The sequence below is a fragment of the Symbiobacterium thermophilum IAM 14863 genome (assembly GCF_000009905.1).
GTDB lineage: Bacteria > Bacillota > Sulfobacillia > Symbiobacteriales > Symbiobacteriaceae > Symbiobacterium > Symbiobacterium thermophilum.
Window position 1 is genome coordinate 2752231 of the sequence record NC_006177.1, and the last position, 16733, is coordinate 2768963.

Here is a 16733-nt window from a genome sequence, read left to right on the forward strand (position 1 = left end):
CGGTCAGTGGTGCAGCGTGGCCTGGGACGGCTCGCAGGCCGCAGCCGTGGCCTGGCTGCAGACGGGGCAGCCCTCGCACCGCACCGTGCGATCGCCGAACACGCCGAGAATCGTCTCCAGGGCCTCGTCCCGGCCGGGAGGCCGGTCGGCGAGGTGAACCGTGAGGGAACGGGGCGCAAGCGTGATCAGCGCGGAGATGAGCAGGTCCTCGTAGCTGACCTCGCTCTCCACCATCTCCACCACAAACTCCTCCAGGGCCTCGCTGCGGATGGCGCCGCCGTCGTCATCGAGCAGCCGGAAGGCGTGGCCGGGACCCAGCAGCACGTGCACATGCTCGATGCGGGGCTCCTGAATCTCGACGAAATGCCTCAGGAGTCGGATGAACTCCCGGTGCTCCCGCTCCATCAGAAACTCATCAACCGCCCGGTCCACGGCGTCTTCCAGCTCCTCGATGTAGTCGCGCAGCCGGAAGTTGACAAAGCCCTCGAGCACCAGCTCGTCGGCGGTGTCGAAGTAGTCCCGCAGCCGGTGCAGGATCAGGCTCTTGCGGTTGACCTTGTATCCGTTGGGGGAGTCACTGCCGCCGTTCAGGGTGCGTCCGGTGTAGTCTGCGATGAGATCCTGCTCGTCCCGCGAAAAGTAGGAGTACGAGCCGCGGATGATCTTCCGGATGAGATCGCTCTCCCACTTCTCCACGATCACGTCGGACAGGGCGCTGGCGACAGAGTGGCGCAGGAGGGCGTCGGCCTGGGAGGACCGGCCTGCGCCGTCCACCGCGCAGTCGAGGAAGGCGAAGCTCCCCCGGTGTGACTGGCCGATGCGCACCTGCAGGCCCTCTTCCCGGAGGAACCGGAACTCGTCGTCCAGGCGCTGGCGAATTTCGTCGATTCCTGCCGCAGTCCCTATCGTGATCGCTTGCACGGCCGTTTCACCCCTCTTTGCAAGAAATCGGCTCCGAGGGATCGCACGAAGCGTCTCGAAGCCGAGGGTATCTGCCGTAGTAGTATATGACCGGCCGCGAAAAAGCTATACAGCCTCCTGGAACCGACGCCAGACGACGACCGCCAGGGTGAAGAGGAACAGCTGGATCACCGCCGACACCGCGCACCACAGGCAGATCGCATGGATCACGAACAGCTCCAGGTAGGTCAGGTACGCCGAGAACAGAAGCCCCACCAGCGCCGTGCCAAACAGCGCCAGCACCACCCACTCGGCCGGCTGCGAGCCGCGCAGCCCCAGCACCGCCAGCGCCAGGACCATCAGGTACGCGCCGGCGCCCAGCGTGGGGATCGGGATGCCCAGGATCCAGGCGTAGGGGCTGTACTGCACGGTTTCACAGCCGCCGCTGCCCAGGCAGATCGCCACTCTGTCCGTGGTGTAGACCCAGGTCAGGTAAAGCGAGATGCCGAGGCCGACCAGGGCGAGGACGCCGATGGTCCGAAGCAGCCGCTGCAAGCTCACTCGCGCTTCAACTCCTCTCGCACCGCACTCAGGATATCGTCGAAAGAGTCCATCTCCACGGGTTCACCGTTTATGACGAACGTCGGCGTCCCGCGGATCCCGAGATCCTGCGCGGCCGCGATCTGATCGTTGACCCGGTCGATGTAGCCCTGCACCTTCTCCTCCGAGGCCAGGCACTGGCGGTACGCCGCCATGTCCAGCCCCAGTTCCTCCGCGTAGCGCGCCAGCAGCGCGTCCAGATCGTCGAGGGTCTGGACGGCGCGGATCCCTCGCGTCTGATCCTCCAGGATGCGGCCGTGCATTGCCCACCAGTAGCCCTGCTCGCCGGCGCACTGCACCGCGAAGATGGCCGGGCCGGTCGCCGGGAAGATCGGCAGGTAGTGAACCTCGTAGCGGATCTCGCCCGCCCTCGCCATGTCCGCCAACTGCGGACCCACGACCTTGTGGGCCGTGGCGCAGCCCGGTCAGGCGTAGTCCATGTACTCGACGACCGTCACCGGCGCGTCGGCCGGTCCGATGGCGTTGCCCACGGCGCCCAGGTCCGCGTCGCGGACCGCCTCGCCGGCCGGCGCCCGGCCGCTCCTGGCCGACCAGACGCTGGCGCAGATGAGGACCGCCACCAGGGCGACGGCCGCCGCCGTGACCGCCCAGACGGCAGAGGAACCTCGCTTGCCGTGACCCTTCCTGCTCACTGTTGTCGCACATCCTTTGCCCCGTTGTTGCCCTCTCGGTTCTTCGACACGTCGCTCCAGCGGCCGGGATCTGCCCCGGAGACGACCGATGGTCGCTGCCGCATCAGTGGGCCCGTAACCTCATATTTTCCCGCGTCCGCCGCTTCTCCTTCCCCTGTGGCGAAGAATCCCCCGCAACGGCGCGAAACGGGCGGGCCGACCGGCGAGCCCGCCCCAGCGCACAGGACTTACAAGACTTATGACGTGGTGCTAGATGCCCCACGGAGACTTAGAGGACTTCCACCAAGGCCATTTGAAGAAGGGCTTCCAGAACTTGCCGAAAGGCTTGCCGAACTTCCCGTACAGCACAGGCCCCACCTCCGCGCCCATGCTATGCCGCGGCCTGACATTATGTTAACTCGACATCCGCCCGGCCAGCCCGGTGCACGTCCCGTCCGGGTCCACCCGCCGCCCCGAGAACGGACAACGCCCGGCTGGTCGAGACCAGCCGGGCGAAACCTCCCTGGAGGTGGGTGTGGGATTTGAACCCACGGATAACGGTTTTGCAGACCGCCGCGTTACCACTTCGCCAACCCACCCTATGGCGGCAACGCACATTCTATCACAGACCCTTCGGCACCGTCAACAGGGGGACTGCACGCGCCGAGCCGACGGCCTGTTTCCTCCTTTCGGACTAGACCGTATCAAACCTTTCGTCTATAATTAGGCGACGACAACCACCTCTTATCATCATTTCACCTTTCGACGGGGGAGGCGCTCCGATGGGTGTCAACGAACTCATCCTGTGGTGGGTCCTGTTCCTGATCGCCAACGCCATCCTCGCCGCGGCCACCGGGATGCTCGTCAAGGCGGGCCCCTTCGCCCGGGTGCGGGTACCGGCGCTCCTGAGCACGTTCCTCTTCATCTGCGGCATGACCCTCTTCCTGGTGGCGGGCAAGCAGAACCTGCTGCAGGAGACGATCGCCGCAATCTTCGGCAATTAGGGCCGGAGCGGCCCTTCCTCAGGCGCAGGGGTGGCGAAGCCGGCCCGATCTGGGGTACAGTGGAGGCAACGAGGCCACTCTATCCGAGGACGGAGACCAGCTTGAAGAAGTATCGGGCAGGCAAGATCAAGCGGGAGCACAGCGTGATCGAACACCTGTGGCCGGTGCTGGAACAGATCGCCGTGTGCGAGCACGTGACCAGCATCATCCCCGGTCCCATTCGCCCCCTGGGCACCCAGGGCTTTGAAGTGACCTTCCAGCGGTTCACCGAGACGGGCCTCCGGCTGCTGGCCAAGAACGGCACGGCAGTCCAGGAGGTCTACATCGTTGCGCCCGACAGGCAGGCGGCCCTGGAATGGCTGGCCGCCGAGGGCATCGTGGAGTGGAAGCCGAAGCGGGAGGGCGAGCCGGCCAGGCGGCGGGACGCGCCGGAACCGCTGCAGACGGTTACGCTGCCCTCCGACATGCCCTGCGCCGTCTGCGGGCGGGCGATGCGTGCGGGCACACGGGCAGCGGTGCTGGGCCGGAAGCGGCACGTGTACGCGCACGTCCGCTGCGCGCGCAAGTGACCGTAGGCGGAAGGGATGATCCGGTGTGCAGATGCGCAGACTACCGGCTGAGACCACGGTTCACATCCGATGGAATCGCTACAGGAGGTCTGCGCAGAATGGAAAACGTCTCTTCCGACACCCCGATCCTGGAGTCGTTCGAGCAGTGGAAGCAGTTCCTCTCCGACCGGGTCAAGGAGTTCAAGCGGACCGGCGCCTCGCAGCAAACCATCACGAACATGGCGACCAGCATCGGCAACTTCCTGGCGGAAAAGGTGGACCCCCGCAACCGCGAGCAGCGGCTGCTGAAGGAGCTGTGGGACGTCGGCACGGAAGAGGAGCGCAAGGCGCTGGCGAGCATGGTCACCAAGATGGTGTCGGACGGAAAGGTACACTGAGGCGAAGCATGGGCTGTCCCCGCGTCCTTCACGGTGGCGCGGGGACAGCCCGTTTCATACCCCGAGACCCCGGAGCCGCTCGCCGATGGCGCGGGCCTCGGCCAGGATGCGGGCGAAGAGCTCGGCCACGGTGGGGATGTCGTGGATGAGGCCGACGCCCTGGCCGGCGTAGACGAAGCCCTCCTCCATGTCCCCCTCCAGGGCCGCCCTGGCGTTGACCTTGCCGGAGATCAGCGGCAGGAGCTCCTCCAGGGTGGCGCCCCGGGCCTCCGCCTCCAGCACCCGCAGGGCCCCGCCGGTCCTCAGCACCCGGGCCGGGCGGCCGATGGAGCGCTCCATGATGACCGTCTCGTTCTCCCGAGTCTCCAGGAGCAACTGCTTGTACGCCTCGTGGGCGGGGCACTCCTGCACCGCGACGAAGCGGGTGCCCATCTCGATGCCGTCCGCGCCCAGGGCCAGGGCGGCCATGAGCCCGCGGCCGTCGACGATGCCGCCGCTGGCCGCCACAGGGATCTTCACCGAGTCGACGATGCGGGGGATCAGGGCCATGGTGCCCACGTCGTCCCGCCCCAGGTGGCCGCCGCCGTCGTAGCCGACGGCGATGACCGCGTCGGCCCCCAGCGCCTCCGCCTTCTGCGCGGCCCGCACGCCGGCCACCAGGATGATCTTCATCACGCCCGGCACCCGAGCGTCGATGTACTTCATGTACGGCTCGGGGTTCCCGCCGGTGATGGTGACGATGCGCACCCCTTCCTCCAGCGCCGCGTCGATGTATGGCTCCAGGGAGCGGTAGCCCATCGCGAAGTTGACGCCGAAGGGCTTGCGGGTAAGGGCCCGCACCTTGCGGATCTCCTCCCGGAGCTCCTCGGGGCTGCCCAGCGTCGCGGCGGTAATCTGCCCCAGGCCGCCGGCCTCGGACACCGCCGCGCAGAGCTCGGCCCGGGCGAGATACGCCAGCCCCCCCTGGATGATGGGGTACTCGATGGAAAGCAACTCGCACAGACGGGTACACAGCATGCCCGCCCCACCTCCTCTCCCAAGTATTAACCCGGGGCGGAAGGGAATCCTCCTCACAAGATCAACAATCTTCAGCAAACAGACGTGCGGGTCCGCCTTCCCGGCACGACCCACACGCCACTGCGCGCAGAAGCCCCCCTTCCCGGGCGGGAGGGAGCCGCTTTTTGGGTGCAGGAAACCCGAGCAGCCCAGTGGCCGCTTTCTGATTCTAGCTCGGCAGAGCGTGACCAATCAGTCTAGCCATTCAGCCCACGAAAGGTTACGGTGCAGGCAGGTAGCTGGACGTGGAGGGATGACAATGGCATCTGCGGTATCCGACCGGCCGGACGAGCCCCTCATGAGGGAAGTCCTGCGCCTGAGCCGGGCGCTCTGCCCGTACCTGCCCGAACCGGAACCGGTGTGGCGCCTGGCGGCGACCGGGCCGGACACGGCCGTCTGCCTGGCGGCGACCAGTCCGCCTGCCGCGACCCCGGGCAGGCCGACGTTCTGGCGCAGCACTTCACGGGCGTGCACCCCGATCACCGGGGGCTGGGCATCGCCCTGGCACTGAAGTGCCTGGTCACCCGGTATGCGCAGCAGAACGGATACCGCCGGGTCACCACGGCCACGCAGGAGACCAACGCGGCGATGCTTGCCGTGAACCGCCGCCTCGGCTTCCGGGTCGCGTACAGCCACCTGCGGCTGGAGCGGTTCCCGGGGCACTCCCGCCGCACGGCGGACGTATGATGGGCTGAGCGCGGCCCCTTTCACCTGCCGCCTCCGGCACCCATAGACTGTGTAGGAGAGGAGGTGCACCGCTTTGCATTACGGTGGCTTTGGCAAGATCCCGGCTTTCTCTCCGTTCATCGGCGCGCAGGCCGGCGCTGACGACCTGTTCATCGCCCCGGGCGCGGCCGCATACCCGGCCGCCAACGCCACGGTCTACCGCGTCTACGAGTACGCCGTCCCCGTGACGACCGTGGCGACCGTTCCCTCCGCGTACCCAACCACTGCCGGCATCCCGGGAATCGCAGCCTACCCGGCGGGCAAGGGATTCGGCATCTAAACACGACGAGCGGGGCCCCCGTCAGGGAGGACCCGCTCGCTTTCTGTCAGCCGCCCGTGGCCGTTGGCGGGGCCGCTCGGATCCGTGATGCCCGGCCGGCTCAGGACAGGGGCACCATCTGGCGCCGCCGACCGGCAAACCGGGCGGTGTGGGTGAACCCGACCTCCAGGGCCAGCGCCCGCGCCTCTGCGAACCCCCAGCCGACCTCCTCCGGGGCGTGGGCGTCCGACGAGATGACCACCGGGATCCCGCGGGCGCAGCAGGCTTTCAGCAGGGCCGGGGCGGGGTAATACTCGCCCACGGGCTTGCGCAGCCCGGCGGTGGACAGCTCGATCGCGACGCCGGACCGGGCGATGGCATCGGCCAGGGCCGCGTAGGCCTCGCTCTGATCTCCGCGCGGCCGGTGGCCGAACTTCTTGATCAGGTCGATGTGGGCGAGGATGTCAAAGAGGCCGCTCTCGGCCGCCGCCCGCTCCAGGGCGAAGAACCGGTCGTACAGCACGTCGATGTCCCACTCGGCGTAGCGGTGCACCAGGTCGGGATGATCGAAGTTCCAGTCGTCCAGGAAGTGGACCGACCCGATCACGTAGTCCCAGGGGTACGGCTCCAGCAGCCGAACCAGCTCCTCCTCGTGCCCGGGGATGAAATCGGCTTCCAGCCCCAGCCGGATGGGAATCTCGGGGTAGCGCTCCCGGAGGCGCAGGACGTCGGAAACGTACGCCTCCAGCTCCTCCATCGCCATCGCGCCGGTGGGGTCGCGCCGCTCCTCCGGCAGCCAGTACATGGGCACGTGGTCCGAAAAGCCGATCTCTCCCAGCCCCCGCGCGATGGCGGTCTCGACATAGGCCTCCATGGCGCCCACGGCGTGGCCGCAGCGCACCGTGTGCATGTGGTAATCCGCGAGCCGGTTCAGCACGCTGCATCCCCCTTCCTGGCCCTGGTGTTCGCCTTGGGGCCCGCGCTCTCCTTCCGGCGCGGCGATTTCGTCCCATGGACTTCCGGTTCCGGCGCGGATGCGGTAGGATGGAGGGAGAACGAGATCCAGTAGGGGGCTTCATTTTGATCAGACTGAAGTCGCAGCGCGAGATCGCGATCATGCGGGACGCCGGGCGCATCGTGGCCGAGTGCCACGCCGCCCTGGCGGAGAAGATCGAGCCCGGCATCACCACGTGGGAACTGGATCAGTTCGTCGAACAGTTCCTCGCCAGGCACGGCGCCACACCCAGCTTCAAGGGGTACAACGGCTTTCCCGCCTCCATCTGTGCGTCGGTGGACGACGTCATCTGCCACGGCTTCCCCAGCCGGAAGCGGCTGAAGGCGGGGCAGGTGGTCACCATCGACATCGGCGCCTACTATAAGGGCTACCACGGCGACTCCGCGTGGACGTACGCCGTGGGGGAGGTGTCGCCCTCGGTCCAGGAGCTGATGAAGGTGACCGAGGAGGCGCTCTACGCCGCGATCGCGGTCGCCCTGCCGGGGAACCGCATGGGCGACATCGGCCACGCGATCCAGAGCCTCGCGGAAAGCCACGGGTTCGGCGTGGTCCGCGAGTACATCGGCCACGGCGTGGGCCAGAAGCTGCACGAGCCGCCCGAGGTGCCCCACTACGGGCAGCCGGGGACGGGCATCGCGCTCCGGCCCGGCATGACCATCGCCATCGAGCCGATGATCACCCTGGGGGACTGGCGGTCGAAGCTGGATCCCGACGGCTGGACAGCCCGCACGGTGGACGGCTCGATCTGCGTGCAGTTCGAGCACACCATCGCGATCACGGACAACGGACCGGAGATCCTGACGAAGCTGTAGACCGCGAAACCGACCCGCCGGCGCGGCGCCCCAGGCCGCGCGCCGCGCGCGATGGGAAGGGGGCGTCCCCAAGTCAGCCAGCTGACTCGGGAGCGCCCCTGTGCGTTTCCGGGGTCTTGCGGCGCTCTCACGGCCGTCTCCACGGGTAAGGCTGCAGGGGCTGCCCGCCTCGCTGGACGTGTTCGGCGGCGCCAACACCGTTTCCGGGTGAAAGGGGGATGAACTCGATGAGCCGTGTCATCACGGGATTGGGCGCGCTGGTGATCGTGCTCGGCGTGATCGGTGCAGTGTGGGCCGCACGTGCCACTCCGCCGGGGGCGATCAGAGTCGGATTGACCACGGCTGCCGGCCTGGGCGGGGCGTTCGCGGGCGCCGTGCTGCTCGGTCTCGGCGCCATCATCGACCGGCTCGACCTGCTCACAGGCCGGGGCGCACAGCGCGCGGCGGAACCGGCCCCGCCGCCCGTCACCCCCGTGACCTGCCCGTCCTGCGGCGAGCGGCAGGACGCCAGGGCGGACAGGCCGCACCACGACTGCGTGAAGTGCGGCAGGCCCGTCATCCGCGACTGGGTGTACCTCGGTCGGCACGCGTAGGTAGACAGAACACGCCCGGCTGCGGGCCGGCGGAGTCGGTCCCGGCTGTCAGCCCGAGCCCCCGGCAGCGAACCACAGGTCGCGCATCTCCGGGCAGGAGTGCAGCAGCTCCTCCAGCCGCCCGCACCCCACGACGCGCCCCTCGCGCAGGACGATGATGCGGTGCGCCTGCCGCAGCACCGCGGGCCGATGCGACACGGCCACGCAGGCGGCGCCCCGGGCCAGCAACCGCCGCCACAGCAACTGCTCCGTCTCCACATCCAGGGCGCTGGAGATGTCGTCGAACACCAACAGCTCCGGCTCGCGCACCAGCGCCCGGGCCACCGCCGTGCGCTGGATCTGCCCGCCGGAGAGCCGCACGCCCCGTGTGCCGACAACCGTCTCCAGCCCGTGCGGGAACGACTGGACATCCCGCTCCAAGGCCGCATCGCGGATGGCCCGGCGGAGCAGGTCCTCGGCACAGGGCAGACCGAGGCAGATGTTCTCGCGGAGGGTCCCCGACAGCAGCACCGGCCCCTGCGGCACGTAGGCCGCCCGAGGGGGCGCCAGAAACTCGCCGGGGCGGGCAATCGGGCGGCCGTTCCAGTACCACGCGCCCGCCACCCTACGGTGACGGGACAAGCAAGAGCCCCGCCCATGAACATGGGCTGGGCTCTCCACCGTATCGCCGTCCTGTCATGACCGGCCGTAGAGGCGCGACTGGGCGCATATCCATGATCGGTGTTCAGGCCCGATCGTCACCGGTGCCGGAGGTGCTCCCCCCGCCTTGCCTCGGTGCTGGAGTAAAGAGCGCGTCGAGCTCCTCCTGGTTGTACCTCGGATCGGCTACGCCCGGCAGATAGTACGGGGTGATCCGCCCTTCGCGAACCAGCCGGTAAAAGGTTGATCGTGAGACCTGCAAGTGCTTGATCGCCTGAGCACCCGTCAACCATGTGGGCAGAATCACCACCTCCTCGGGTCCATCCTACACCGTCGTGCCTCTATGTGCAAGTGAGTATCCTTGTGTACATCCAGTTGACACCGAGGAGGTGTTGTTGTATTCTGTATTTCACACAAAATACTTAAGCGTACACACCGGCACACAAAGGGACGATGCCGGCAGAGTCTGAAAAGGGGGTGAGGACGTTGCCGCAAGACGCCAGGATTCTCGGCACCCTGTCGGTCCAACTCGCCGCAGAGGGTCGCTGGCAAGACGCCCTGCATACTGCTCACGCCTGTCTTCGCCTGGCTGAGCCCGGCAGCGTCCTCTACCTCTGGGCGCTTCACATGCTGGCATGTACGTACGTGGATGCGGGGCTGCCGCAGCGGGCCCGGCCTTACGCTCAAGCCTACCTGCGCCAGGCGGCCGGCAACCCGCAACTGGCGTCCTACACGCCCTTTGTCGTCCGGGCGATGGGCCATATCGCCTACCAGGAGCACCGCTTCCTGAGTGCGTTCCGCTGGTACAAGAAGGCGCACGCGCTCTTCTGCCGTCAGGGAGACCACGTTCAGGCCGCGGTCACCAGCCACAACATGGCCTGGGCCCTGACACGGGCAGGGCGCCCCCACAGGGCACGGGAAGTCCTGGCGCCTCGGCACGCTTTCCCCGCAGAGCTGGCGTACCTGTTCGATGGCGCCATGGCCGCTATTCTGGCCGCAGAGGGCCGGCTGAGCGATACCATCCAGCGCGGCCATGAAGCGCTGTCTGCCGCCGGCCGCCGCGCGCATGACCTCGTAGACGCTGCAGAGGTCGCCCTTTTCCTGGCGCGCGCCTACTGGCGCCTCCGGGAGCATGGGGCCGCCTCGGCTTGGATAAGCCGCGCCGCAGAGTTTGCAGCCCTCCAGGGGTGGAGGTTTGTCGACGTCCTCCACCTGAATGAACGGGCGGGGGGAGGTGAAGTCCCTCATGCGGCGTCTCCTCGTGGCAGCGCTAATCTGCATCACCGTGGCTGCTTCACTACTGGCATCGCCTAGCCAGGCGAGTGCCTGCAATGGCGGGAACGGCAACGGCGGACCCCCTCCGAGCGGGTCCAGGTGCTAGATTAGCAAACCGTCCAGACGCAAGGCCGGGGGTCTCCACACCCCCGGCCCGGGCGGGACGGCACCACGAGGAGCCGCCCTGGCGAAGTACCCCGACTTCGCGCCCAGATCCTGTCACGCTTCGTCGGGGCCTCCTTACGAGGGAGGTCTCAGACCGTGACCCAGAAAGCGTCCGAGTCCGCGGTTCAGGATAGGGATCGGGCTCTTCTCTACGTCGCCTCATGGTTCGCGGGGTTGAGCATGAGAGAGCGGATCACCGCGGCTTTGGCGATAGCGGATCGTTTCATGGCACAAGGCAACGCAGTTCTGGCCGCAAAGTGGGCTGACTGGGCCCTCGAGATGGAACGAGAGCTGGAGGAAAGCAACGGCAACGGACCCGAAGAGGCACAGGCAGAGTAACGATGAGGGCCATTCCACACCCCTCGGCAGCAGTGCCGACTCCAGGCCGCGAAGGCGTCTCGGATACGGTGACGCAGAAGGCCCTGGGTCGCTCGACCGTCACGATGACGGCGAACCGATCTGCGCACGCGCTGGAGAGAGAATGAGAAGAAGCCGCCCGGAAGGTTGATGCTTTCTTCCAGGCGGCCATCGGATCGGCTCCGCAACGGGGCACGCGGCCCACGAGACGAGTCAGGGCGCAAGCCCCGGCCAGGGAGCCCGATCCCGTAAACCCTTGTGGCTGTTGGTGGTCGCTGAGGGACTCGAACCCCCGACCCCATGCGTGTAAAGCACGTGCTCTACCAACTGAGCTAAGCGACCGCTTTGCAAGCAAGCAGCATTATAGCATGCCGCCGAACGAGTGTCCAGTGCGACGCGCTGCCAACGGGGGCGCCGCTGCTCGAACCGGCAGACTTCCCGTAGCGGATCGGGAGGGGACGACGTCCCCTCCCGATCCACCTTCTTCCACGCCCCGGCCTTACTCCGAGTAGCCGCTGGTCGTATCGATCCCGATGGTGCTGGTGGCCTGGTGCCAGGTCACGCCGAAGTCCATCGCCTTGGCGACGTCCCTCAGCTTAAAGTAGTTGTACCCGCCGATGTTGTAGGCGGTCAAGTCGACCTGCCGGCCGTTCACGAACACCTTCGAGGCGGTAGGCACGGCCTGCCGGGCTTCCGGATCGGTGCACACCGTCAGCTCGCCGCCCACCGCGGTGTACGGGTGGCCGGAGACGAGGTTGATCGCGTTGAACTCGCCGTCCCAGGTCACCTGGAACTGCTTCTCGCTCACGTTCAGGGCCATGGCCAGGTCGCGGAGCTTGAAGTAGTTGTACCCGTCGATGGTGTACGCCTCGAAGGCGACCTCCTTGCCGTCCACCAGCACGCGGGCGGTCGTGGGGCTCGCGACGACGGACTCGGGCGGAGACTCAGCAGCGGGTTCAGAAGCGGCTTGCCCCGTGTGCCCGGACTCGGCGGACGAGGACCGGACCTGGATGATGGCCCGGGTCGGCGCGACGGCCAGCGGAGCGGCCACCACGCTGTAGTAACCGGGGGTGGTGAGGACCGCGTAGTTTCCGCTCACGTAGAAGACCTCATCCATCGGCTCTTCCGTAAGTTCGTCGTGCACCTGGGCCTCTTCGTAGTACGTGTAGTTCTTCACGGCGAATCGCACGGTATCGCCGGAATCGGGGAGGTACACGAAGCCGTCCTCCACGTACCCCTCGCCCAGGTACTCGATGTCTTCCCAGCTCAGGTTGTCGCCGTGGAAGGTCACCGTCACCGGCGCCTCCGCCTCGTAGTAGAACTCCTCCGGGTACGCTGCCACGACGCTGGTAATGGCGAGGTAGGCGTCGAGGGCACCGTCCACAGGCACGCGCACTTCCGTTCCAGCCAGGGCAACAGAACCGACAGACAGGGATGCCGCGAGTCCGAGGGCCAGGGTTGCCGACAGAGTCCGAGTCCGTTTGCGCACGAGTCCGCCCTCCTAGGTATGTTGTGACTTCGTGGACTACGACAGTCATTATATCAATAACTACTATAGATAGAAATGGTACTTTCGTACCGACTCTTGCACCCAAACGCCGGTGCATCTGCCGCTGCACCCCCTCACCCCTCGACCTCCGCCCATACCCGGTCCATGCCCAGCCCCCTCACCGCCGTCCCCGCCACCGTCCAGGCCGCCGGCAGGTTCCCGCCAGCCCCCTGGCCGTGCCCGTCCTCCGCCGCCTCCCCGCCGGCCTCCCGCTCCGCAACCAGCACCACGTGCCGCAGCCCGCCGGCGTCCCGCACCAGGCAGCGCAGCCCGTCGGCGCAGGGAGATGCGTCCACCACCCACCGGGCCGGCCCGGCCAGCAGGTGCCATCCCCCGCGGCCCGTCCCCCGCGGCAGGGGCACTTCCACGCCGCCCCGTGCCGGCCGACGAACCCGCAGTTCCGCCTGCGGGCCGACCGCTGCCAGGCTCACCTGGGCATCCGCTCCGCCGGGCAGCTCCAGCCGGACCCCGGTGGCAGCGCCGGACTCGGCCCCGAACGGCTCGCCCTGCACCTCCAGGGACGACCGTCCGCAGGTGCGCCGGATCCGGGCGCGCAGCGCCTTCCAGGGCCCGTGCTGACCCAGGTCCAGCCGTACCCGCCGCCACGGTTCCGTGGGCGCCGATCGCTCCTCCCGGGGAAAGAGCGGCTCGTCCAGCTGCACCGTCGCCACCGCCTGGCCCACCACCTGCGCCATCCGGTACCACGCACCGCCGATCTCCCGGTGCACCGGCCTGAGGGCGGTCAGCCCGATCCCCAGAAGCAGCGTCGCCCGCGCCGAAGCCCCCGCCCCCACCCGGGACAGCTGCTCCACCTGGGCCACCGGCTCCAGCTGGTCCCCCTCGCACAGCCCCGCGAGGGGGACCAGCGCGCTGAAGGGAACCGCCCGGCAGGTCCACCGGCCCCGGCCGGAGCGATCCGCCCAGGCGACGTCCAGCTCCACGGCGCCGGACACCAGCGCCAGCCCGTCCCGTACCGCCTCCGCCTCCACCCGGGCGATCGCCGCGTCCACCCGGCGCACCGCCACGGGATCCGCCGGGGCCGCCGCGGCCCCCCCCATCGCCTCCTCGGGTTCGCCCCAGCAGGCCACCGCCACGTGGAGCCAGCCTTCCACCAAGCCGCCCGGCGCCACCCGGAGGTCCAGTCCCTCCACCGCGGCCCGGGCGCGCCAGCTCAGGTGCGGGTTCAGCGCCACAGCGCGCCCCCGGCAGAAGGGGACGGCGCGGACCAGTCGCTCCGCGGGCGTCTCGACCGCCACCGCGGCGCGCCCCCGCAGGACCAGCCGCCCCGGCAGGACGGACGGAATGCAGAACAGTTCGACCCGCACACCCGAGATCGCTTCGATACCCCATGTCGTCATATGGAGAGGCAGGCGAAACCGGTCCGTCAGGCTCTCCCGCCCCGCCCGGGTCGGGACGGTGGCCAGCGACAGCAGGAGCCCGCCGTCGTCCTGCTGACAGCCCGCCAGCCGCAGCCGCCGCGCCGGCGGCAGGTCCGTGTGGAGCCAGCCCCGGTGGACCCCGACGGGGCCGGTGCGGGGGCCGTACCGCACCACCACCCGCACCCGACCGGGAAGGACGGGGGCTTCCGTGAGCGAGGGCAGGACGGCGGTGCGCACCGGGCTCACCGTCACGTGCAGCGCCGCTGCGGGCCTGTCCAGGGGTGCGCGGTAGAAGAGCACCTGTCCCACCTCAGGGCACCTATACGCCCCTTCGGCATCCGCCAGAACCCGGTTTCATCATTCCTCCTGGAGAGGAAAAAGAAGGAAATCGTAGAAGTAGTCTCCACACCACCCGACAACCGAGGTGAACGGGATGGAACCGTTCGCGGAACACCTCTACCGGCGCCTGGCGGAGGGGCTCCTGGTTTCGGAGTGCCCCCGGCTGGAGGAGGCCTACGTCCTCTCCCTGTACGTCGATTTCGACGACGGTCCGCAGCGCATGAAGCTCTGGCTTTACTACAACACCCCGTGGCAGCTGCGGCGGGCCATCAGCCAGGGCGAACAGCCCGACGAGGCCCGCTGGTACTTCGCTCTGTGGGAGCCGGAGTTCATCACCGCCGTGGGGCTTTCCGAGCAGGAATGCGACCGGATGGCCGACACCGAGAGCCACCGGCTGCTGGCCAGGTGGCTCGCCCGCCGGGGGCTTTACCGGGCCCCGGAGGAGCTCGACGCCCTGCTGGCGGATCCCGGGCGGTACGACGCCTGGGAGAGCGCCGCCCGCCAGTCGCTGCTGGACCTGGTCATCCGCGTGGCCCGGCGTCTGCACGACACGGGAATCATCCTGTGCCGGTTCGGCCGGACGATCCCGCTGCTGGTCCACCAGTGGGAGTATGACCAGTGGTGCCTGGAGGCCACCCGCAAGGTCAACCCGCCGGGGCTCATCACCGAGTTCGAGCGCTGGTGGTGGCTGGAGTGGTCCTGCGGCTGAGGTCCGGGTGGCTGCGTGCATCGCGACCGCGCACCGCGGCCGATCGCGCCGAGGGCGGCGCCCCCCGCATCCGGCGGGGACGCCGCCCTCGCTCCGCCCCCGGCGCCAGGACTGCTGTACAGCCCACCCGGCGCCCTGGCCCCGGTGAGCGGGGCCGGGATCAGCCGGCGGCCAGCCCGGTGAAGGGCGCCTGTGCGATGCGGATGGGGTGCTCCTGGCTGCCGGTGACGCACAGCAGGATGACGGTGCGCTGCAGGAGGCGCCGGAACACCGGGCGGCCCTCGTCGTCGTCGCAGTCGTCGCCGTGGTGGCTGACCCACACCTTGTCGAGCAGGTCGAAGCCGACGTGCTCCACCACCGGGGTGACGGAGATCTCGTCGCCGGGGTTCACCCCGGGCAGGTCGACGAAGGTGGTGAACGGGATGTCCTCGCCCTGGTGCCGCACGATGTCGTCCTCGCCGACGAAGAAGATCTGCTTGTGCAGCGTGCCGGTGATGATCACCTTGTTGGGGATGACCTCCACCGCCACGTCCTCCACCCGGGCCTGGATCTCCTGGATCTTCTGGGCCGGCTTGTTCAGGTCGGTGACGTTCTCCACCAGCACCTGCCGCTCGCCGGTGGCGATGACCCGGGAGGCCATCACCTGCGGGCCCGTCGGGTCCTCGGCGACGTTGATCTCGCAGGTGCGGGTGACCTTGATGAACAGCGAGAGCACCACCCGCTGCCGCAGTTCCACGCCATCGGAGAGCACCTTGTCTACCCGGACGATCTGCGCCTGCAGGGTGACGTTATCCCCCGGCTCGGCGCCGCAGACGTCGGCGATGCCGGAGAAGGGGATGCGCTCCTCCTGGAACAGCTCGACGTCCTCGTCCGAGATATAGAAGATATTCTTCACCAGGGTTCCCTGGAACATCACCTGGTCGCTGGTGGCTTCCGCCTTCACGTCCTCCAGCGAGACCTGGAGGTCGCGGATCTTGATGGCCCGCCGGTCCAGTTCGATGCAGTTCTCGATGGTCACCGCCTTCGTGGCCTCGCCCACCACGCACTCGGCCTTGACCAGGGGCCCCCGGGGATTGAGGCGCACGTTGACCTGGCAGTCCTCCGAGACCCGGACGACGAACTGGACGATCACCCGCTGTACAACTTCCTGCCCCCACTCCAGGTTGAAGTTCACCTTGGCGATGTTCGCCTTGACCTCCGCGATGTCGCCCGCCTTGGCCCCTGGGCAGTTCACGAAGGTGGTGAACGGTACGTCCTCTGGCACGTGATGTACATGGTGATCTTCGCCGACAAAGAAGATCTGCTTGTGGACCACGCCCGAGATGCAGACCTGGTCGTCGATCACGTCCGCTTCCAGGTCCACGATGCGGGCCTGGATCTCGGCGATCTTCTTCGCCTTGCGCGGCAGCTTAAAACGAGACTCGATGCAGGCCTCGCCGGTATTCTCGCACACCAGACACTGAAGCTTCAGAAGCTGGGTGCTGAGCAAGTCGGCCACGCTCGACTTCCCCCTTCCTTAGCGTTGACCCCAGGGGCGGCGCCGCGAAGGGAAGCTATGTGGCGGACCGCACTCGGGGGTGGAGTGGCGGGACGCGCGCCCGCCTCCTGCTGGCTATGATATGAGCCCCCGCGTCAACCGGTGCGAACGGCCGCGCAAAAGCCCCTGCCCTGACCCTGCATGCCCCGCACACACGGCAAGCAGACTGTGTATCAGGCTCACATCCTACTAGGAATCCTTGCCGTTTCTCGCTATGATTGAGAACGGATGAACAAAGCCG

Annotated in this window: 20 protein-coding genes, 2 tRNA genes and 1 pseudogene; 10 read left to right on the plus strand and 13 right to left on the minus strand. The window is 68.0% G+C overall.

Features of this window, described 5'->3' with window-relative positions; translation table 11 throughout:
- Positions 1-3: 3 nt before the first annotated feature.
- The 5 genes and pseudogenes from ytxC to STH_RS12770 form a co-directional block, all read right to left on the minus strand.
- Positions 4-921, minus strand: coding sequence for a putative sporulation protein YtxC (gene ytxC / locus STH_RS12750; RefSeq protein WP_011196685.1), 918 nt, complete (start codon positions 919-921; stop codon positions 4-6).
- A 105-nt stretch (positions 922-1026) separates the two neighbouring features.
- Positions 1027-1461 (minus strand): vitamin K epoxide reductase family protein, encoded by a 435-nt coding sequence (locus STH_RS12755; RefSeq protein WP_011196686.1) that lies wholly within the window; start codon positions 1459-1461, stop codon positions 1027-1029.
- A pseudogene (locus STH_RS17475) lies at positions 1458-1913 on the minus strand (DsbA family protein); the annotation flags it as partial. The pseudogene STH_RS17475 and the gene STH_RS12755, both read right to left, overlap by 4 nt.
- 12 nt (positions 1914-1925) lie before the next feature.
- On the minus strand, positions 1926-2153 hold the full coding sequence (locus STH_RS12765) for a hypothetical protein (protein WP_011196688.1): 228 nt from the start codon (positions 2151-2153) through the stop codon (positions 1926-1928).
- A gap of 503 nt (positions 2154-2656) precedes the next feature.
- Positions 2657-2731 (minus strand) — tRNA-Cys (locus STH_RS12770).
- Between the two features lie 183 nt (positions 2732-2914).
- On the opposite strand from STH_RS12770, the gene STH_RS18920 reads away from it, so the two are divergent.
- The 3 genes from STH_RS18920 to STH_RS12785 all read left to right on the plus strand — a co-directional run bounded on the left by STH_RS18920 (position 2915) and on the right by STH_RS12785 (position 4082).
- Positions 2915-3136 (plus strand): hypothetical protein, encoded by a 222-nt coding sequence (locus STH_RS18920; protein ID WP_011196690.1) that lies wholly within the window; start codon positions 2915-2917, stop codon positions 3134-3136.
- 101 nt (positions 3137-3237) lie between these two features.
- A complete protein-coding gene (locus tag STH_RS18925; RefSeq protein WP_050742284.1) occupies positions 3238-3705 on the plus strand; it encodes a DUF2103 domain-containing protein in 468 nt (155 codons plus the stop codon).
- Positions 3706-3803: 98 nt separating this feature from the next.
- Positions 3804-4082: a DUF3243 domain-containing protein gene (locus STH_RS12785; protein ID WP_011196692.1), complete on the plus strand. Its 279-nt coding sequence runs from the start codon at positions 3804-3806 to the stop codon at positions 4080-4082.
- 54 nt (positions 4083-4136) lie between these two features.
- On the opposite strand, the gene STH_RS12790 is transcribed toward STH_RS12785, so the two are convergent.
- Positions 4137-5099, minus strand: a complete 963-nt coding sequence (locus STH_RS12790) for an NAD(P)H-dependent flavin oxidoreductase (protein ID WP_011196693.1) — start codon at positions 5097-5099, stop codon at positions 4137-4139.
- A gap of 399 nt (positions 5100-5498) precedes the next feature.
- On the opposite strand from STH_RS12790, the gene STH_RS12795 reads away from it, so the two are divergent.
- On the plus strand, positions 5499-5825 hold the full coding sequence (locus tag STH_RS12795; protein ID WP_043714095.1) for a GNAT family N-acetyltransferase: 327 nt from the start codon (positions 5499-5501) through the stop codon (positions 5823-5825).
- A 73-nt stretch (positions 5826-5898) separates the two neighbouring features.
- Positions 5899-6144: a hypothetical protein gene (locus STH_RS12800; protein ID WP_011196695.1), complete on the plus strand. Its 246-nt coding sequence runs from the start codon at positions 5899-5901 to the stop codon at positions 6142-6144.
- A 100-nt stretch (positions 6145-6244) separates the two neighbouring features.
- Here the strand turns inward: STH_RS12800 and STH_RS12805 are convergent, their stop codons facing one another.
- Positions 6245-7060: a histidinol-phosphatase gene (locus tag STH_RS12805; RefSeq protein ID WP_011196696.1), complete on the minus strand. Its 816-nt coding sequence runs from the start codon at positions 7058-7060 to the stop codon at positions 6245-6247.
- 143 nt (positions 7061-7203) lie between these two features.
- Here STH_RS12805 and map point away from each other — a divergent pair, with 143 nt between their 5' ends.
- The gene (gene map / locus STH_RS12810; protein WP_011196697.1) at positions 7204-7950 is read left to right on the plus strand and encodes a type I methionyl aminopeptidase; all 747 of its coding nucleotides are present in this window, start codon (positions 7204-7206) and stop codon (positions 7948-7950) included.
- Positions 7951-8177: 227 nt separating this feature from the next.
- Positions 8178-8543, plus strand: coding sequence for a hypothetical protein (locus tag STH_RS12815; RefSeq protein ID WP_043714096.1), 366 nt, complete (start codon positions 8178-8180; stop codon positions 8541-8543).
- Between the two features lie 48 nt (positions 8544-8591).
- Here the strand turns inward: STH_RS12815 and STH_RS12820 are convergent, their stop codons facing one another.
- Positions 8592-9164, minus strand: coding sequence for an ATP-binding cassette domain-containing protein (locus STH_RS12820; protein ID WP_197525178.1), 573 nt, complete (start codon positions 9162-9164; stop codon positions 8592-8594).
- 103 nt (positions 9165-9267) lie between these two features.
- Positions 9268-9492 (minus strand): helix-turn-helix domain-containing protein, encoded by a 225-nt coding sequence (locus STH_RS19990; RefSeq protein WP_148205585.1) that lies wholly within the window; start codon positions 9490-9492, stop codon positions 9268-9270.
- Positions 9493-9668: 176 nt separating this feature from the next.
- Between STH_RS19990 and STH_RS12825 the strand changes: the two genes are divergently transcribed.
- Together STH_RS12825 and STH_RS12830 are read left to right on the plus strand one after the other, a co-directional pair.
- Entirely contained in the window at positions 9669-10496 is an 828-nt protein-coding gene (locus STH_RS12825) for a tetratricopeptide repeat protein (protein WP_043714100.1), read from the plus strand.
- 222 nt (positions 10497-10718) lie between these two features.
- On the plus strand, positions 10719-10961 hold the full coding sequence (locus tag STH_RS12830) for a hypothetical protein (protein ID WP_043714101.1): 243 nt from the start codon (positions 10719-10721) through the stop codon (positions 10959-10961).
- A gap of 284 nt (positions 10962-11245) precedes the next feature.
- Here STH_RS12830 and STH_RS12835 read toward each other — a convergent pair.
- From STH_RS12835 to STH_RS12845, 3 genes are all read right to left on the minus strand, one after another.
- Positions 11246-11321: transfer RNA gene (locus tag STH_RS12835), tRNA-Val, on the minus strand.
- A 157-nt stretch (positions 11322-11478) separates the two neighbouring features.
- Positions 11479-12363 (minus strand): hypothetical protein, encoded by an 885-nt coding sequence (locus STH_RS17485; protein WP_050742285.1) that lies wholly within the window; start codon positions 12361-12363, stop codon positions 11479-11481.
- A gap of 239 nt (positions 12364-12602) precedes the next feature.
- A complete protein-coding gene (locus STH_RS12845; RefSeq protein WP_043714102.1) occupies positions 12603-14207 on the minus strand; it encodes a hypothetical protein in 1605 nt (534 codons plus the stop codon).
- A gap of 133 nt (positions 14208-14340) precedes the next feature.
- Here STH_RS12845 and STH_RS12850 point away from each other — a divergent pair, with 133 nt between their 5' ends.
- Positions 14341-14955, plus strand: coding sequence for a hypothetical protein (locus STH_RS12850; protein ID WP_011196704.1), 615 nt, complete (start codon positions 14341-14343; stop codon positions 14953-14955).
- Between the two features lie 160 nt (positions 14956-15115).
- On the opposite strand, the gene STH_RS12855 is transcribed toward STH_RS12850, so the two are convergent.
- Positions 15116-16453 carry a DUF3794 domain-containing protein gene (locus STH_RS12855; protein ID WP_011196705.1) on the minus strand — a complete coding sequence of 446 codons (1338 nt, stop codon included), beginning with the start codon at positions 16451-16453 and terminating at the stop codon, positions 15116-15118.
- Positions 16454-16733 lie beyond the last annotated feature (280 nt).